Here is a 16,679-nt window from a genome sequence, read left to right as displayed (position 1 = left end):
CGGTCGCAGTTGATCGGCCATGCTCAACGGGCAGATATCATTGCGACAACAATCCGCCCATGCGCCACGCCATCCTCCTCGCCCCCGCTCTGCTCTGCGCCATCGCCTCCACCGCCCAACTGCTTCCCGCCACGGGCGAGTTCCGCGTGAACCAGAACGTGCCCAGCGAACAGTACCTGCCGCAAGTAGCAGTGGGCCCCGCCGACGACTACCTGGTGGTGTGGAAGAGCTGGCTGCAGGACGACAACACCGCAAGCCTGTACTTCCGCCGCTACAACAGTGCGCATGTGGCGTTGAGCAGCGAACTGCTGGTGGCCACGGGCCTGAACCAGAACACTGCGCAAGTGGTGAAGGTGATGTACTGGCAGAACGGCAAGTACATCATCGGCTGGAACGACGTGAACAACGTGAACATGGTGGTGGTGGAGGCCAACAACGCGCTCGGCGCCATCATACCGCTCACAGGCGGCGGGGAATGGGACTTCGATGTGAACGGCAACACGTTGGCGTTCCTGTACGGCAGCGGGTTCAGCGACCTGCACTTGCACGGCTACGACCTCGGCACGAATTCGTTCATCGGCTCGCCCGTTCTGGTTACCGAAGACGCGAACAACGACTATGATCATCCGAACATCCGCTTCAAATCCAACGGTGATCTGGTGGCCATCTACGGCCGGGGTAACTATCCCAACCGCATCTACCGCAAATCGTTCGACAGCGACTTCCTGGCGCAGATCAATGAGACCATCGTGCATGACCAGAACAGCTCGCTCAACTGCATCGACGTGAGCACCAACGCCAGTGACGAGATCCTCATCAGCACCAAGTGGGGCGTGAACGGCACCAGCGTTTACCAAGCGTGGCTCCTGGATGCAAGCGGCAATACCATCATCGACGAGCTTGGCGTGTTCAGCTGCTCGTATGCCTACTTCACCAGCGAATGCACGTTGTTCGACAACGGCGACTTCTTCATTGTGATGGGCAACTGGCTCAGCCTGAACGACCCGGACGATTACCAGGTGCGCGGTTTCTACGCCAAGGACCACAACGCCCAGAACAGCGGCGTGGTGGTACTGAACACCACCACCGCCGGCCGCCAGGTTTACCCTGCCGTGGAGAAACGCAGCGATGGCGGCTTCATGGTGGTGTGGGAAGGGAACGGTTTCCAGGGCGATACGCATGGCATCAACGCGCGGGCTTACGCTGGTGCATCCTTCCCCGGTGTGCAGGCCACCAGCAATGCAACGCTCGTGACGGAAGAGACCGGCACCACGCAAACGCTGCAACTCCGTTTGGGCACACAACCCACCGGCAACGTGGTAGTGGATCTCGCCAGCAGCGATGCCACCGAGGCGACCATCGACGTGGCACAGATGACCTTCACCACGGCCAATTGGGACCAGCCCCAGACGGTGACCGTCACCGGTGTGGACGATACCAGCGACGACGGGCACATCGACCTGAGCGTGGTGGCAACGATGAACGTTCTCACCGCCGATCCGCTTTACGGCGCCATGGGACCGGAGCAGTTCGCGGTGACCAACCTCGATGACGATGCCACCTTCACCCTGCCTGCGCCAGCGGCCTTCTGCCGTGTTGATGGCATGGCCGCCGTGAACGTCCTCGTGAACAACCAGGGTGGTGCGGTGGGCAATCCTACGGCCAGCAGTAACGATCAAGCGGTAGTGGGCAACGGCGACATCACGGTGCAACAGGTGAACGCCACGACCTTCGCAGTCACCATCGGCACAGTTGACGACAACGTGCCGGGCACGGCCACCATTACCGTGACGGTGGAAGATGCCAACTTCAGCTACAGCGGTTCTTTCCCCGTCACCACGCTCGGTATCACACCCGTCATTTCGCAAGTGGGCGGCGACCTCACCACCACGGCCGGTGTGGCTTACCAGTGGTTCTACGAAGGCAGCTTCATCGCCAACGCCACGGATCAGACCTACACGCCCACGCAGAACGGCAACCACACCGTACTGGTGGTGGATGCTGATGGGTGCAGCGGAACCTCAGCGCCGTTCAACTACCTGAGCACGGGCGTTGCGACCGCGGCAGCGTCCATGGCCTTCGTTGTGGCCCCCAACCCCACCAACGGCAGCATAGTGGTGCACACGGGCATCCCACTGGCCAGCGATGCACGCGTTGAACTCATCGACGCCGCGGGCCACATCGTGCACAGCGAGCAAGCACGCCCGGGCATGCAAACGCTGAACGTTGCACCCGCACCCGGAGTGTACACACTGGTGCTCTGGAGCAACGGGCGGCACGCGCAGCGCGTGATGGTGGGGCGGTGAGATCAGGCGCTCAGCAACCAGTTCTCCACCATCCTTTCTCCCGTGGGCGTCATCACGCTCTCCGGGTGGAACTGCACGCCGCACACGTTGTAGCGAGCATGGCGCACGCCCATGATGATGCCTTGCTCACTGAGCGCCGTCACGCGGAGGTCGGTCGGTAGGGTGGTTGGATCGGCCGCCCAGCTGTGGTAGAGCCCCACTTCGATCGGTGCAGGAATGCCATGGAACAGCGCATCGACGGGATCGGTCGGGAGGCAAGGCACCGCAATACCGTGCATCACCTTGGGTTGGTTGAAGAGCGTTCCGCCGCACGCCTCCACGATAGCCTGCATGCCCAGGCACACACCGAGGATCGGATGCGTGGGCATCAACCGTTGCAGCAGTTCCATGGTGATGCCCGCTTCTTGTGGAAGTCCCGGACCGGGGCTCAGTACAATGCGATCATAGCGCGCGGCTTCGTCCACCGAAACAGCATCGTTGAGCACCACATCCACCTGTGCATGTGGCGCCAGCAGGTGGTGCAGGTTCCAAGTGAAGCTGTCGTAATTGTCGAGGAGCAGGATGCGCACGGTGGGACGAAGATGCGTCTCACCCCTCCTACCTTCATCCGCATGGACCGCACGACCATTCCTTCCAGTTCAGACTTCACCATCGCCGGCATGCTTGCCATCCTCGAACGCACACCGAACGTGCTGCACGCGCTGCTCTCCGGCCTCGATGAAGAATGGACACACCACAATGAAGGCGGGGACACATGGACGCCCTACGACGTTGTGGGCCACCTGGTGCACGGCGAGCGCACCGACTGGATGGCCCGCATCCGCAGGTGCTTGTCAACGCACGACAAGGCCTTCGTCAAGTTCGACCGTACCGCCATGTTCATAGAGAGCTCCGGCAAAACCCTCGATGACCTTCTTGACGAGTTCGCCGCGCTGCGGCAGCACAACTTGCTGGCGTTCCGCGCGCTGGACATCACCGATGCCGACCTCGGCAGCCTAGGCATACATCCCACCTTCGGCGAAGTGGAGCTTCGGCAACTGCTGGCCACATGGGCTGCGCACGACCTCGGTCACCTGACACAGATCACGCGCGTGATGTGCAAGCAGTACCGCACCGAGGTTGGTCCTTGGAAAGAGTTCATTTCGGTGCTCCGTTAGCAAACAACGAACGTTCCATCACCACCGCGGGCAACCCAGCGGAATGGTATGTACGTTGTGCAATGCGCGCTGACGGAAACACCGTCATCGCGGACCAACCGGACAACCAAAACAACTACCATGGACAACACCACCAACGCCCTCAACTGGTTCGAGATCGCCGTTAGCGACGTCGACCGTGCACAGAAGTTCTACGAGACGGTCTTCAACATCAAGATGGAAGCCATGGAATTCCCCGGCATGGTCATGCGTTCCTTCCCCGGCGATGGCATGAACGGCAAGGTGGGCGGCGCGCTGGTGAAGAGCGAGCAGCACACGCCCAGCGCAGAAGGCGCGGTCATTTACCTGAACGCCAACCCCGACCTGAACGACGCGCTCGGCCGCGTGGAGAAAGCCGGTGGCAAGGTGCTGATGCCGAAGACGCAGATCACACCGGAGATCGGGCACATGGCCTTCTTCATGGACACCGAAGGCAACGCCGTGGCCATGCACAGCAACGGCTGAGTGTTACTGCCGGCAGAAGAACCCGGCGTTCCTGGATCGCTTCGCTCCGTTCGCGATGACGGACGCGCCGAGGTTGGCGCTTCACCGCCTATCCGAATGGATCGCACTCCGTCATCGCTGGACTTTTACCGCGAGGTACGAAGCAGCTGAGCCGAAGCGATCCGGTCGGCGCGGCCGCTGGATCGCTTCGCTCGCAAAGCCTCGCTCGCGATGACGCACGCGCCGAGGTTGGCACACACCACCAACATCATTGGCACGCGCTAGCGTCATCGCGAGGGCCGCTCTGGGCCCGAAGCGATCCAGCAAATGGATGTCACTCGTCCTTGCGGTGCAGGTAGGGCACGAGCAAACCGACTCCAGTGCCTAAGCCGAACCCGACGAGGACATCCGTGGGGAAGTGTCGGCCTGCACGTACACGCAGGTAGCCCACTAGGGCTGGTAGCATGGCCGCGCCAACCCAAATGGCCGTCTTCGCATCGCGATGCAGGTCGCTGCGTTGCAGCATGCTTGCAACGGAGAAAGTGATGGCGGCAAGGTTGGCCGTATGCCCGCTCCAGAAGCTGTGGCGGCCATCCTTCCAGGCATTGGGCGGCGGTGGCGCGTCGGGGTTGTAACGGTAGGGCCTGTTGCGCAACGTGGTGTACTTGGCCAGATTGGTCAGCGCGCTGCACAATAGGAACGATTCCAACCCGATGAGCACCGGCGTCAGCGGTTGGTCTCCCTGCTGCTGTACGGCAGCGCCGACCAAGGGCACCACGGCATCTGCAAGGAACAACCGATCGCTGGCTTTGGCCGCCTGTGGGTGGTGCTGGAACGTGGCTATCCGGTCGAAGCGGTTGACGGTGCTCCGGTCCAGGACCACCGTATCACGAGGTTGCGCGGAATACCGGGTGCCGATGTCGAAACCCACCATCAGCGCCGCATGCCCAACGACCCCTGCGCCGATCAGGGGTGCATCCAGACCCCAGCGCAGCTCGTGCGTGTTCTGCGCGTGCCCCCCCGTGCAAAGGGCAGCAACGCAAACGGTCCCGACCAAGCGGGACCGTTGCGCGATGCTATTGAGCAGATTCCTCAATCGGTGATGATGACACCCACAGCGGTGAACATGAGCTCGCTCTTCGGCTCGGTGATCTTGGCGATCTCCTCCTTGCTCTGCCCGGCGTCCTCGGCATAGTGGCGCAGCATGGCCACGGTCGTCACCTCGCGGTGCACCATGCCTTGCAGCACGGCCTTCTTGCCTTCCAACCCGTGGGTGGGCACGAAGAAGCCATAGTCCTGGAAGCGCACTTTCATCACGCTGCCGTCTGCCATCTTGGTGTCCATCCAGCAGCCCTTCTTGGTGCAGCTGGTGATGATCTCGCACTGCAGCTTGGCCTCCATACTGTCCTTGCCTTGCACGGCCTTCAGGAAGTCCGCGCTGGTCATGGCGCCATCGGCGGTGATCTTGGCGCCGTAGTACTGCGGTCCTTTCTGCTCGGTGCCATGGCTGTGCCCGGCATGGTTGTGCCCGGCATGATCGTGTCCTGTGCTCTGGGCGAATGCACCCGTGGTGAGGCCGATGGGCAGGGCGAGGCTGAGAATGATGTGTTTCATGGTCTGTTCTGGGACGGCAAATGTCGCGCGGACAGCAGCTTGGGCCGTGGCATTAACAAGGCGTTAGGCGAACCGGTCCCGGTGTTCGCCACCTTTGGAGCCTCGTCCATTGACATCCTGTGCATCGTGCCGTCGCTCTCCGGCTTGTCCGGAGGGAGGAAAGTCCGGGCAGCAAAGGGCAACGTGCTTCCTAACGGGAAGGGGCGCCATCGTTAACGGTGGCGCCACGGAAAGTGCCGCAGAAAAGAAAACCGTCCCGACTTGTCGGGACAAGGGTGAAAAGGCGGGGTAAGAGCCCACCAGCGCCGTGGCAACACGGCGGCTTGGCAAACCCCACGCGCTGAAAGACCAAATAGGCCGGCGAGCGTTCCGACTTGTCGGAGCGCAGCGGGCGGCCCGTCCGCCGTCGGTGGGTAGGTCGATAGAGGCCGCGTGCGAACGCGGTCCCAGATAAATGACGGTGTGCTGGCGACTTGTCGGCAGCAACAGAACCCGGCTTACAGATGCACAGGCCATACATGAAGGGCCCGGCGCGCAAGCGTTGGGCCCTTCGCCGTTCATGACGGCTCACGGCAGTTGTTCTGCCCGTGTGAGCGTCGGGATCGTCCCCCCAATGGTCTGAAGGATCGGATCCCTGTCGTTGAAAGATCCGGTGTACTTCACAGTACCGTCCATGTTCACATCGTGCATGTTGTACACACCGGGCAGCGTGTTCGTGGGCACTGTACCTCCAATGGCCTGCAGGATCGGATCACGGTCGTTAGCGGCGCCGGTGTACTTCACTATGCCATCACCGTTGGTGTTCCCCGGCCAGAGCACCATGTAGTTGTATATCGTATCGCCCAGTTTGCGGGCATTGGTTCCCCAAGTGGCCGTAGATGCGGACGAGAGGTCGACGCCCCCGTAAGCCGTCCACGGTACGGTTACCGGTCCCTGTACCGCCAAGGGAGCCGCTGTCATGCACCCCAAGTGGTTCCTGTGCCGGAGCGCCACGTAGTAGTTCCCTGGGGGTACATTGAATTGGAGCGCTGTGCCACCGTCCGTCTGCACGATGCTGCCAGTGCTTGCGATCAGCCCCTGCCTTGTCGCCACAACGACCGAAGGATCGAGCGCCGACCGCAATTCCACACGCACCCAATCCACGGGGCCGTCCAGCGATGCATTGGCCCACCATGCAACGGAAGCCGTTTCACCACCTCCTCCGGCCTGGGGAAAGCCCAGCCCAGAGTACGGCTCAACGGTGGGCAACAGCCCTTGTTGCCGAAGGTTGCTGGGCATGTAGCCATTGGTGTAGGTGCCGCCGAGCATCGCACGCACCCAGAGGATGGATGTGTTGGCTGGGTCGGTCATCGTCACCACCACATCATCGAACAAGGCCACGCCGTCAAGATCGGCATAGGCCTCCAGCACAATGCAGAACTGCGCGTTGGGGTTGGACGAATAGTCCGTCGTGGGGATCATGTGTGGTGGTATCGATCCCGGCTTCCATATGGTGGATGTATTGTTGAGGTAGTAGGTATCCGTATAGATCCGCTGGCCCGTGCTGAAATCGACCCATGCCAGGCGCATCGATGCGGTGGAGCTCAACTGATCCGTTTGGCACCATGCCGAATAGCGGTACGCCTTGGTGGGGTCGAACGGGATCGGATAATACACCCTGCGATCCCAGTTCTGCTGGTCCACGGCGATGGACAAGGATGTTGAACCGCTGGCACCGGGTCCGATGGCGATGGGTTGTCCATCGCTCTGCACCCAGCCGGAAAAGCCGTTCACGCCTTCGAAATCGAACGAAAAGGTTTGGGCGGTGCTCTGTGCTACCGTGGCGCACACAATAAGTGAAAGTGGGAGGCGTGCTGGAAGCATGGGCATGTCGGGATGGAACGCTATGGGCATGACGCGCCATGGTGTGAATGGTTGCCGAGCGTCCGGGTCGATGATATGGGCGGGCAATGGAGGCAATGAAGGTCAACGCAGCCTAACGCCACACGCTCATGGTCATCCAACCCAGGAACAGCAAAATGAGCACAACTGCCAGCACCCGATAGACCATCGGTATGGGAGCGGGTTTCTTGTTGGCCATGGTGTGAAGATACACCCGGCAGCAGCGACCCTTCAGGCCGCCTTGAGCGACGTCTCCTCGGCCTGCACCGCCGGTCGGCCCAATGTCCGGAGGCGGCGTGCGTGCGATGCAAGGGCTGCGCGCAGGGTGGGCTTCACGTTGTAGGGCAGGCCGAACTCTTCCACCGTGCGCCGCACGATGGGTGCAATGGCGCTGTAGTGCACGTGGCACACATGCGGGAAGAGGTGGTGCTCGATCTGGAAGTTGAGGCCGCCCACGTACCAGTTCACCCAGCGGTTGTTGGGCGCGAAGTCGGCGGTGGTGAGCACCTCGTGCACTGCCCAGTCGGCGTGGATGATGTTGTTCGCATCGGGAACCGGTTGTTCCGCGCCTTCCACCACGTGCGCCAGTTGGAACACACAGCCAAGGATGAACCCGCTCACGAAGTGCATGATGAACCAGCCCAGCACTACCTGCCACCATGTGAAGCCGGTGACGAGCATGGGCAAGGCAATGTGCACCGCTGCATAGGCCACCTTCAGCAGCACCAGGCGCAGCATCTCCTTGCGCGGGTTGCGGCCCATCTTGGCAATGGCCCCGTTCCGCGTGAACTTCCGCAGCATGAAGAAGTCGTTGAACACCTTGGTGATGGTGAGCAACCCGTAGAAGAAGAAGGCATGCACATGCTGGGTGCGGTGCGCAGGTCCCAGCTTCGCCTGATCGCTGAAGCGCAGGAGCACGTTCGAGTCGATGTCCTGGTCCACTTCGTTCACATTGGTGTGCGTGTGGTGCGCGCCGTTGTGCTGTATCCGCCACGTGAGCACGCTGCTGCCGATCAGGTTCATGGTGCTGCCCAGCAGATCGTTCACCCATTGGTGGCGACTGGCCGAACCGTGCACGGCGTCGTGCATCACGCTCATGCCGATGCCCGCCAGCCCAATGCCCATGAGCACCACCAGCGGCAACGCCCACCAAGCTGACATCGGCACGGTGAGCAGCACCACGAACGGCGCCACGTACATGACCATCATCGCGATCACCTTCACCACCAGTCGTCCATCGCCCTTGGTGCTGAGGCCGCGCTCCTTGAAATAGGCGTTCACGTTCTTGCGGACGGCAACAGCGAATTCCTTCTGCCAGCTCTCGCTGGCGACGTAACGCGGGTCGGTCATGTGGGTGAGTGCCCGGCTACGGCGGTCCGTACGCGGAGGCGCCAAAGGTACCCGGTGCGCACCGGGCGCCGACACGGCACTAATGCGCGGCTGCGAAGTCCCCGAAGGAGAAGGTCCAGACGAACATGGCCACCACCACGGCCAGGCCCATGCCCGTGAGCAGTTGCGCCCGGCCTACAGCGCGCACGTAGGCTTCGTCGATGTTCAGCGCGTGCAGCTTGTTGCGCACCTGCGTCTGCCGCACCACCATCACTGCGGTCATCAGGATGCCGGCGACACTGAAGACCAGTCGCGGCGAATCCGGCAGCAAGAACGGCAACCCGATCACGACGGCCAGCATCAACATCGCCACGGCCAGGCCGTTGGTGCGCATGCCGCGGAAGGCATCCATCAACAGCACTTTCTGCTCATCGGGCAAGTTGCCTTGCGCGCGCTCGGTCATCCGGCGTGCACCGTACGCGCAGAGGAAGTAGATGACAAGGGCGACGATGAGGGGGATGGGCATGAGGAGCCGCCAAACTACTTCGCACCAAAGGACAGGATGACATTGTGCGCCGACTGGCACGGTTGCGGATGCCACGCCGGAAAACCAACCCGCATGTTCACCGCCATTACGCTCCTCATCAGCACACTGCTTGTGCTCACTGTTGTTGCCCAGAACACCAAAGGCCTTTGGGCGCCGGGCTTCGCTGCTGGTTATCGACTTGTGGGTGCGCCGCGCAGTGCTGGTTTGTTGGGATCGGCTACGTGGGTGTTCGGCGCAGCGTTGATGGTGGTGTGCGTGGTGGGATAGGCTCCAATCGATCAGATGATCCCCTCGACCAAGGTCCGGCTTATGCCCTTAGGGCAATTGCTGTGCGCGGATCGATGTCGGCACTGTCCCGCCAACGGTTTGCAGGATCGGATCCCTGTCGTTATCGGGACCGGTGTACTTGATGGAACCGTCCATGTTCACGTCATTCAGGTTGTAAACTCCGACAACCGTGTTCGTCGGTACTGCACCTCCAATGGCCTGCAAGATCGGATCGCGGTCGTTGCCTGCCCCAGTGTATTTCACGACGCCATCGCCGTTCGTGTTTCCTGGCCAGAGGACCATGTAAGCTCCACTCGTTGCACGCGCATTGAGGCCCCATGTCATGAAACCAGTGGACCTGAAATCGAGTGTTGAGGTAGGATAATAGTGCCCCAGTGCTATTGCCGTGGCAGTCATCGCGGCCAAGTGGTTACGATGACGCACAGCCACATGGTACGTGCCGGCCGGCACATTCCAGGACATCATCCCCTGTCCGTTGTAATCGCATGTGGTGCCCACCTCGGTGAGCACGAGGTGTCTTGCGGCCAAAACGACCGACGGATCGGCAACGGATCGCAATTCCACACGGACCCAATCCACACCTTGGTTCAATGAGCCCGGATCCAATACCATGGGGGTGCACCACTCTCCTCCTCCACCACCGATCTGTGGGTAACCCAAAGCCGTGTAAGGCTCATTGAGTGATACCAGGCCCTGGTCGCTGAGATGGGTTGTCATACTGCTACCGACGATCGCCCCGCCCAAGAAGAGCAACGGGGTCCGCATCATCACGGACGATTGCGGTACCATCTCGATGGAGATATTGTCAAAGAAGATCTCGCCGAATGAGGGTGATGACGCAGATAGGCAAATGCAGAATGCGCCGGAACCCGGGATCGAATTCTCCTGAAAATGCTCCATCGGAGCCCACGAAGTTGTTCCATCCCCTGACAGGCTCGATCCAAAAATCACATTGGGAGGAGGCGCAAGCGTGTCGATCCATCCAAGGAACGCCCGTACCAAGACGCTCGGGCTTGGGGTCTCTTGCCAGAGGGTCACATGATAGAACACATTCGGGTCGTAGGGCACTAAGTGGTAGATGAACGCACTGGAATCCAAAAGGCCCACAGGCGGCCTGGTCTGCACGCGCAAGCTCGTGTTACTGGCAGCGCCCGGCACTGTCTGCAAGGGCGTGCCGTCATGGTTGTGCCATCCGTCCAGTCCGTTCGGACCCTCGAAGTCCCAGAAAAAATTCTGGGCGTTCGATGGCAAGGCCATGGAAATGAACAGAACGGAAAAAATGAGGGTTCGCATGGCGGCTGTGTCGAAGATAGACGCGGTACCCGAACGGAGTTGCCTACACGAGCTGGCGAACCAGCTACTTCCCCCCTATCCTCCCGAACTCCACATCCAGTATCGCGTACTCCTTCCAGTCGCGGTGGTCGAAGTGCCACCACTCGGTCTGGAAGACGGTGAAGCCTTCCTTGTGCATGGCCGCAGTGAGCAAGTGGCGGGTGCATGGCGCAAGAGGAAAACAAGCTGTCCACCTTGATCTGTCGATACCTCCTTGGAAAGTACATTGCGCCATGCGCAGCTTATCTGGTCCGATGCTCCGGGTGTTGGTCCTGGGGTGCTCAATACTTGCGGTGCACAGGACCATTTACTGCCAAGTCGCACCATCCATTGCCTGGCAAGGGACCTATGGTGGCTCCCACGATGAGATCGGGCGGGACATTGTGCGAACAGCAGACAACGGGTTTGTCGTTTCCGGGTTCACAACATCTGTCGATGGCGACGTTTCGGGCCAGAACGGCGATCACGACATGTGGATCTTCAAGATCGACAGCGCTGGGACCCTACAGTGGCAGCAAACCCTGGGCGGTATCAGTTGGGATGATGCCTATGACTTGGCGCAGGCCGCTGACGGCGGTTACTTCCTTGCCGGGTTCATAACACCTTATCCCGTGCTATACAACCAGGCTGCCGTGATAAAACTGGACACCAGCGGTAACGTGTTGTGGAGCGTCAACCTCGGCGGAACGGGCAACGATCTCTTCAGGTGTGTTGAAGGCACGGCGGATGGTGGATGCATTCTCATCGGCCGGACGGATTCCAACGACGGCGACGTAAGCGGCAACCACGGTGCGGATGACGCCTGGGTGGTAAAACTGGACAGCACGGGCGCACCTCAGTGGCAGCATTGCTACGGCGGAAGTCTCGCCGAAGTGGGCTGGTCCATTACCTCAACGAAGAACGGCGGGTATCTCTTCACGGCCTCAACGTTGTCCGCCGATGGCGACGTGGCCATGAACGCCGGCGGCAACGATGTTTGGCTGGTGGCGCTGGACAACTCGGGGATGATCCAATGGGAAAAGTCGTTCGGGGGTAGTTGGTCCGAAACGCCTTTCGACCTGGCCCTGACGTTGGACGGGGGGTGCGTGATCGCCGCCCGGACCTCCTCGAACGATGGGGACGTAAGCGGCCTGCACGGCAACGAGGACGCCTGGGTCGTGAAAGTGGATTCGATGGCCGACCTTCAATGGCAACGCTGTTTCGGCGGCTCGCTGTTCGACACCCCGGTGGATATCGATCAGCTCGATGACGGCGGTTTCATCTTCACGGGGAACACGCGCTCCATCGATGGTGACGTGACCGGCAATCATGGTTGGTCCGATGCATGGGTTGTGCGATTGGATGCCTCCGGCAACCTCTTGTGGCAGAAAGCGATGGGCGGAAGCGACTGGGATGGCGGCAGTTCCGTGGTCGCTCTTCCTAACGGCCACTTCATGATGACAGGCTACGTGCAATCCGCTGATGGCGACGTCCAGGATTTCATCGGCGTTCGTGATGTGTGGCTCGTGGAACTTGGTGAAGAGGACCTCATTACCGGAGAACCTTCCACGCATGCGGTATCTAAACCTTCAGTTGTTCCCAATCCTACGCAAGGCCAGATGATTATAGTTGGGGACTTGAGTGCGAACTCCGACTATGCTGTCATCAACACCTTGGGATCGGTTGTGCTCGCTGGGCGACTGCAAGGGTCCGGTTCCATCGTTGAGCTGGGGGCTCTGCCCGCCGGACCATATGTGTTGCGGGGTTCTTCCCCCTACGGCCCCTTCAGCGTACGGCTGGTGAAAGAGTGAGGTCGCCGAAGCGTAAGGTCTTCTACCCAAATGCTGGCTCACTTCCCTCCTATCCTCCCGAACTCCACATCCAGTATCGCGTACTCCTTCCAGTCGCGGTGGTCGAAGTGCCACCACTCGGTCTGGAAGACAGTGAAGCCTTCCTTGTTCATGGCGGCAATGAGCAGGTCGCGGAGGCGCGTTGCCTCCGGTGTTGCGCAGGCATAGACGGGGTGCGAGCGCTCGGTCATCTCGTCGTACTCGCTGGGCATCAGCACGGCCTTGCCGGTCTGGAGGTCGTATAGCGTGAGGTCCACGGCGCAGCCGCGGTTGTGGCGCGAGCCTTTTGCGGGGTCGGCCACGTAGTCCTTCTTGGCCTTGGGCGTGTTGTCCCAAAAGACCTTCGTCACGCTCCACGGTCGGTAACCGTCGAAGACCATAAGGCCGTAGCCCTGCGCGCGCAACGCTTGGTGCACGCGCACCAGCGCCTCGGCGGCGGGACGTTGCAGGAAGGCGCGCGCCTGCTTGTACACCGGCCTGCCCAAGAAGTTGTTCTTCATGGCGTAGCGGATGTCGAGCTTGATGGTGGGGTCCAGGATCACCAGTTCCACCAGCTCCGGCGCGCGGAAGGGACCGGGCTCCGTTGGCGGCTGGGCGCGCAGCACGGAAATCGCCAGCAGGGCAACACCTAGAAGGGCATTGGAGAGGAAGCCGAACACGGGTTCAAGCTAGCATGTGCTGGAGGTGTGGGACACAAGTCTTGGTCCGAGGGCCTTGCGCTGAAGACCAACGCGGCGAAAACGCGAGCGGGTGCGGGCTAGGTAAAGTCAAACAAGTTCGGATCGTACTGCAACCAGTATATCTCTCGCGCTATCTGATAGGCAAGTACCACACCGAAAGAAACACCAACGACGAACAACAGATCCCTGTTGCGAGCGAAGTAGTGGTATGTCCTCCGGCCCATCAACGCGAACTCAGGAATGTAGACCACCGAATAGCATGCGTTGGCTGCAACGCACGCCATACCGATCGCAACAAGCACCCCGAACAATCCAAAGTTGGGTCGATCACCGACCCCGGCCGAAATGATCTCGCCCGGGACATAACCGAGGATGGTCGGTGGAACCAAAAACGCATTGAACCACCACCGGCGCTTCTCCCAAAACCGCATCACCTCACGGCGGTGGTCGTTCAGCACTTTCGGTTTTTCTCCGCTATTCTCCACATCGTCAATACTACATCACTCAGGCTGATCAACACAGCGCATCCAATATGGTCCAAGACGGTCCACACAGCGAGGTGGCACGGGTGGTGACGATCGCTGGCATTCGGCATCCGCGCTCAGCACTACGGCGCCGCTCTGAACAACCCGATGGTGTAATCCAGCAGCTTGCCATCACCGTATTGCCCATGACCGGGCACCACCACCTTCACGTCGGGGTAGGCCTTCTTCACCGCTTCCACCGTGAGCGACCAGTCCGCCACGTTCGCATCGCCCAGGTAGCCCTTGCTCGCGTCCAGCTCCTTGATCAGGCAGCCGCCGAACAGCACCTGCTCGTTGGCGAAGTAGCCCACCACGTTGTCCTTCGTGTGGCCTTCGCCGTGGAAGGTGGCGGTGATGTGGTCCGTGCCGACCTTCAGCGTGAGCGGCTCGGTGAAGCCGCGCTGGGGCACCTCCACGCTATCGGCCGCGGCCAGGGCGATGGTGCGTTGGTGGGCGTACGAAGGGATGCCGTGTGCGTGGAAGGCCTTCAGCCCGCCGAGGCAGTCGTCGTGGAAATGGGTGGGTATCACTGCGTTGATGCGGCAGCCCAGGCTGTCCTGCACGTAGCCGATCAGCTCGGCCGCAACGCTGTCGTTGGTGGGCGTGTCGAACACGATCGCCTCGCCACCGCTGCGCACCACCAGCCCGTTGCACGGCACGTTGCCGAAGTCCTGCGTCTGCTTGTAGCTGGTGTGGACGAAGGCATTCGGCGAGACCTGCACCACCACCAACCCCGCGCTGTGGCGGACCTCCTTGGGCACGAAGGCCGGTTCCGTCGGCGCTGTGCATTGCACAAGGAGCAATGGCAGGGCCAGCAGTACAATCGATCGCATGGCGCGAATATCCGATCCGTTCGGGTCGGAGGCGTGGGCCGGGCTTCCATGGGCGCGATGGGCGCCGTGGCGACGGCTCAACGGCTGATGCGACTTCAGTACAGTTTCATGGGCGGGCAAAGGCCCTGGACGAAAGGCCACTCGCCGAAAGCAAGCGGCGACGGGGAGGCGAGCAGATGCGCCTAGGGAACGATGCTACATTGGGCGCATGATCCTGGGAAAGTCATGAGCAAAAAGCGGATAGTTCGGTCTTATGCGGTCAAGGGTGGCGATCGCGTGGTGGTTGGTTTGGTGGTGTTCGTCTGGGAAGATGACGGCATCCACTACGCCTTTGCACCATCCTTGGACATCACCGGCTATGGCAAGTCCGAGGGCCAAGCCAAGGCCTCGTTGGACCTCATGCTCGATGAGTTCATGGAGTACACGCACAACAAGGGCACCATCTACAAGGAACTGGAGCGGTTGGGATGGACCATGAACAAGAAGAAGAAGCGGCTCAGAGCGCCTGAGCACGCCGAACTGCTGGCAGACAACGAAGACTATCGTGAGATCGCCGGGCGGCTTGATGTACGCAGCGAGAAGCGCGAGGTGGCTTTTGCGCTGTAGCCATGTCCTCGCGCAAACTGAGCAACGTACCGCTGCGCGAATTCCAGGCATTCCTCGAATTGGCGGGGTGCAAGTACATGCACACCAAAGGTGGCCATGAGAAGTGGACACGCTCCGACCTCTTCCGCCCCGTGATCATCCAATCGCACATTGATCCCGTGCCGGAGCGTATCGCGCGCAACTTGCTCAAATTGCTCGGACTAGGCCGGGAGGACTACCACGACATCATGGAAGGCCGGAAGGTGGTGCGCCGCGTTGGCGAACGCTACGTGCTGGCTATCAAATAAGGCAAGCCTGAGGCCAGAGACCGAGGGCCACTCGCCGAAGGCAAGCGGCGGCGTGAGACGCGAGCCGGTGCGGGTGTATCGTATCTCGTGAGGTGAGGTGTCGCACCAGTACAGCCGAACTGCGATCTTGAGCGCGGAATGCTCTGGAGCCGCCCGAAACCCAGCGTGACGCCTGAAGACCAGGAGTGGTTGGAGGATGCCGTCCCCGCGCTGCTGCAAGCCTTCGGCTATGAACGCCTACTTGGCCTGCCCACCCTCACGCCGAACACCAAGTACTTCCCGCACGACTTCAAGAAGGATGAAAGCGATGCCGAGTTCGTGCTTCAACATGTTTGCTCAACCTTGTTGACGGACAGGAAGCGCATCGAACTCATCATCTACGACGACGCAAGCGCGGAGGTGAGCCCCGGCATCCGCATGTCCAGCGCAGACCGCAAGGGCCGATCACACGGTGCTGCTGGTACTTATCAAGAGGTTGCACCCGAACAGTACCGCATCGTGGTGGACAGCAAACAACTGCTCAACCTTCACCAGCTCATCGCAACGTTGGCGCACGAGGTTGCGCACATCAAGATCCTCGGGGAACGCCGACTTGAGCCGGATGACCCTCAGCATGAACTGCTAACAGACCTTACCGTGATCGTTCATGGCTACGGCATCTTCCAAGGGAACTCCGCGGTCTCGTTCGCGCAGTGGCAGGACAGCACGCATCAAGGGTGGAGCATCAGCCGCATTGGCTACCTGCCGGAACAGGTCATCTCTTACGCCTTGGCCCTTGTAACCGCTCTGAAGGGTGAACAACCTGAATGGGAGCGCTACCTCAGCTCGGCCATGCGCAAACACTTTGCGCGCGATCACACCTATCTGCTCAAGCATCCCGAGATCATTGAAGCCGTCCGGCAAAGAGCCAGGACAAATGAAGACCAACCAGACGAGTAGTAGCCACTCACAGATGGCAAGCCACCACTTGCGACGAAATGGAG

The 16,679-nt window shown here is 60.8% G+C and carries 19 protein-coding genes and 1 other RNA gene; 9 read left to right on the top strand and 11 right to left on the bottom strand.

Features of this window, described 5'->3' with window-relative positions; all coding sequences use genetic code 11:
• Nucleotides 1-59 precede the first annotated feature (59 nt).
• Nucleotides 60-2,306 carry a T9SS type A sorting domain-containing protein gene (locus IPJ76_13930; protein QQR85694.1) on the top strand — a complete coding sequence of 749 codons (2,247 nt, stop codon included), beginning with the start codon at nt 60-62 and terminating at the stop codon, nt 2,304-2,306.
• A gap of 2 nt (nt 2,307-2,308) precedes the next feature.
• Here IPJ76_13930 and IPJ76_13925 read toward each other — a convergent pair whose 3' ends face one another.
• Nucleotides 2,309-2,875: an aminodeoxychorismate/anthranilate synthase component II gene (locus IPJ76_13925; GenBank protein QQR85693.1), complete on the bottom strand. Its 567-nt coding sequence runs from the start codon at nt 2,873-2,875 to the stop codon at nt 2,309-2,311.
• A 42-nt stretch (nt 2,876-2,917) separates the two neighbouring features.
• Between IPJ76_13925 and IPJ76_13920 the strand changes: the two genes are divergently transcribed.
• The gene (locus IPJ76_13920) at nt 2,918-3,463 is read left to right on the top strand and encodes a DinB family protein (protein ID QQR85692.1); all 546 of its coding nucleotides are present in this window, start codon (nt 2,918-2,920) and stop codon (nt 3,461-3,463) included.
• Nucleotides 3,464-3,583: 120 nt separating this feature from the next.
• Nucleotides 3,584-3,967, top strand: coding sequence for a VOC family protein (locus IPJ76_13915; GenBank protein QQR85691.1), 384 nt, complete (start codon nt 3,584-3,586; stop codon nt 3,965-3,967).
• 313 nt (nt 3,968-4,280) lie between these two features.
• Here IPJ76_13915 and IPJ76_13910 read toward each other — a convergent pair whose 3' ends face one another.
• Entirely contained in the window at nt 4,281-5,042 is a 762-nt protein-coding gene (locus IPJ76_13910; GenBank protein ID QQR85690.1) for a phosphatase PAP2 family protein, read from the bottom strand.
• Entirely contained in the window at nt 5,039-5,560 is a 522-nt protein-coding gene (locus IPJ76_13905; protein QQR85689.1) for a DUF4920 domain-containing protein, read from the bottom strand. The genes IPJ76_13910 and IPJ76_13905 overlap by 4 nt, the downstream gene beginning before the upstream one ends.
• A gap of 116 nt (nt 5,561-5,676) precedes the next feature.
• On the opposite strand from IPJ76_13905, the gene rnpB reads away from it, so the two are divergent.
• Nucleotides 5,677-6,076: RNase P RNA component class A (gene rnpB / locus IPJ76_13900), an RNA gene on the top strand.
• Nucleotides 6,077-6,127: 51 nt separating this feature from the next.
• On the opposite strand, the gene IPJ76_13895 is transcribed toward rnpB, so the two are convergent.
• The 3 genes from IPJ76_13895 to IPJ76_13885 form a co-directional block, all read right to left on the bottom strand.
• Nucleotides 6,128-7,453, bottom strand: coding sequence for a hypothetical protein (locus IPJ76_13895; protein QQR85688.1), 1,326 nt, complete (start codon nt 7,451-7,453; stop codon nt 6,128-6,130).
• Between the two features lie 219 nt (nt 7,454-7,672).
• Nucleotides 7,673-8,791, bottom strand: a complete 1,119-nt coding sequence (locus tag IPJ76_13890) for an acyl-CoA desaturase (GenBank protein QQR85687.1) — start codon at nt 8,789-8,791, stop codon at nt 7,673-7,675.
• Between the two features lie 79 nt (nt 8,792-8,870).
• Complete coding sequence (locus IPJ76_13885; protein ID QQR85686.1) at nt 8,871-9,296, bottom strand: hypothetical protein; 426 nt, start codon at nt 9,294-9,296, stop codon at nt 8,871-8,873.
• Nucleotides 9,297-9,389: 93 nt separating this feature from the next.
• On the opposite strand from IPJ76_13885, the gene IPJ76_13880 reads away from it, so the two are divergent.
• Nucleotides 9,390-9,584, top strand: coding sequence for a preprotein translocase subunit SecG (locus IPJ76_13880; GenBank protein QQR85685.1), 195 nt, complete (start codon nt 9,390-9,392; stop codon nt 9,582-9,584).
• A 48-nt stretch (nt 9,585-9,632) separates the two neighbouring features.
• Here IPJ76_13880 and IPJ76_13875 read toward each other — a convergent pair whose 3' ends face one another.
• Together IPJ76_13875 and IPJ76_13870 are read right to left on the bottom strand one after the other, a co-directional pair.
• Nucleotides 9,633-10,898 carry a hypothetical protein gene (locus IPJ76_13875; protein QQR85684.1) on the bottom strand — a complete coding sequence of 422 codons (1,266 nt, stop codon included), beginning with the start codon at nt 10,896-10,898 and terminating at the stop codon, nt 9,633-9,635.
• A gap of 64 nt (nt 10,899-10,962) precedes the next feature.
• Nucleotides 10,963-11,244 carry a hypothetical protein gene (locus IPJ76_13870; protein QQR85683.1) on the bottom strand — a complete coding sequence of 94 codons (282 nt, stop codon included), beginning with the start codon at nt 11,242-11,244 and terminating at the stop codon, nt 10,963-10,965.
• On the opposite strand from IPJ76_13870, the gene IPJ76_13865 reads away from it, so the two are divergent.
• Complete coding sequence (locus tag IPJ76_13865; protein QQR88516.1) at nt 11,171-12,727, top strand: T9SS type A sorting domain-containing protein; 1,557 nt, start codon at nt 11,171-11,173, stop codon at nt 12,725-12,727. The genes IPJ76_13870 and IPJ76_13865 overlap by 74 nt on opposite strands.
• Nucleotides 12,728-12,765: 38 nt before the next feature.
• Here IPJ76_13865 and IPJ76_13860 read toward each other — a convergent pair whose 3' ends face one another.
• The 3 genes from IPJ76_13860 to bla all read right to left on the bottom strand — a co-directional run bounded on the left by IPJ76_13860 (nt 12,766) and on the right by bla (nt 14,803).
• Nucleotides 12,766-13,425 (bottom strand): M15 family metallopeptidase, encoded by a 660-nt coding sequence (locus tag IPJ76_13860; GenBank protein ID QQR85682.1) that lies wholly within the window; start codon nt 13,423-13,425, stop codon nt 12,766-12,768.
• A 98-nt stretch (nt 13,426-13,523) separates the two neighbouring features.
• Nucleotides 13,524-13,931, bottom strand: coding sequence for a hypothetical protein (locus IPJ76_13855; protein ID QQR85681.1), 408 nt, complete (start codon nt 13,929-13,931; stop codon nt 13,524-13,526).
• 122 nt (nt 13,932-14,053) lie between these two features.
• Nucleotides 14,054-14,803 (bottom strand): subclass B1 metallo-beta-lactamase, encoded by a 750-nt coding sequence (gene bla, locus IPJ76_13850; protein ID QQR85680.1) that lies wholly within the window; start codon nt 14,801-14,803, stop codon nt 14,054-14,056.
• A 225-nt stretch (nt 14,804-15,028) separates the two neighbouring features.
• Here bla and IPJ76_13845 point away from each other — a divergent pair, with 225 nt between their 5' ends.
• The 3 genes from IPJ76_13845 to IPJ76_13835 all read left to right on the top strand — a co-directional run bounded on the left by IPJ76_13845 (nt 15,029) and on the right by IPJ76_13835 (nt 16,635).
• Nucleotides 15,029-15,409 carry a hypothetical protein gene (locus IPJ76_13845; protein ID QQR85679.1) on the top strand — a complete coding sequence of 127 codons (381 nt, stop codon included), beginning with the start codon at nt 15,029-15,031 and terminating at the stop codon, nt 15,407-15,409.
• A gap of 2 nt (nt 15,410-15,411) precedes the next feature.
• The gene (locus IPJ76_13840) at nt 15,412-15,696 is read left to right on the top strand and encodes a type II toxin-antitoxin system HicA family toxin (protein ID QQR85678.1); all 285 of its coding nucleotides are present in this window, start codon (nt 15,412-15,414) and stop codon (nt 15,694-15,696) included.
• Between the two features lie 138 nt (nt 15,697-15,834).
• On the top strand, nt 15,835-16,635 hold the full coding sequence (locus tag IPJ76_13835; GenBank protein QQR85677.1) for a hypothetical protein: 801 nt from the start codon (nt 15,835-15,837) through the stop codon (nt 16,633-16,635).
• Nucleotides 16,636-16,679 lie beyond the last annotated feature (44 nt).

This window comes from Flavobacteriales bacterium, from assembly GCA_016699575.1.
Taxonomy (GTDB): domain Bacteria; phylum Bacteroidota; class Bacteroidia; order Flavobacteriales_F; family PHOS-HE28; genus PHOS-HE28.
The sequence above is the reverse complement of the archived record's forward strand: the minus strand, read 5'-3'. Positions and strand labels throughout refer to the sequence as shown.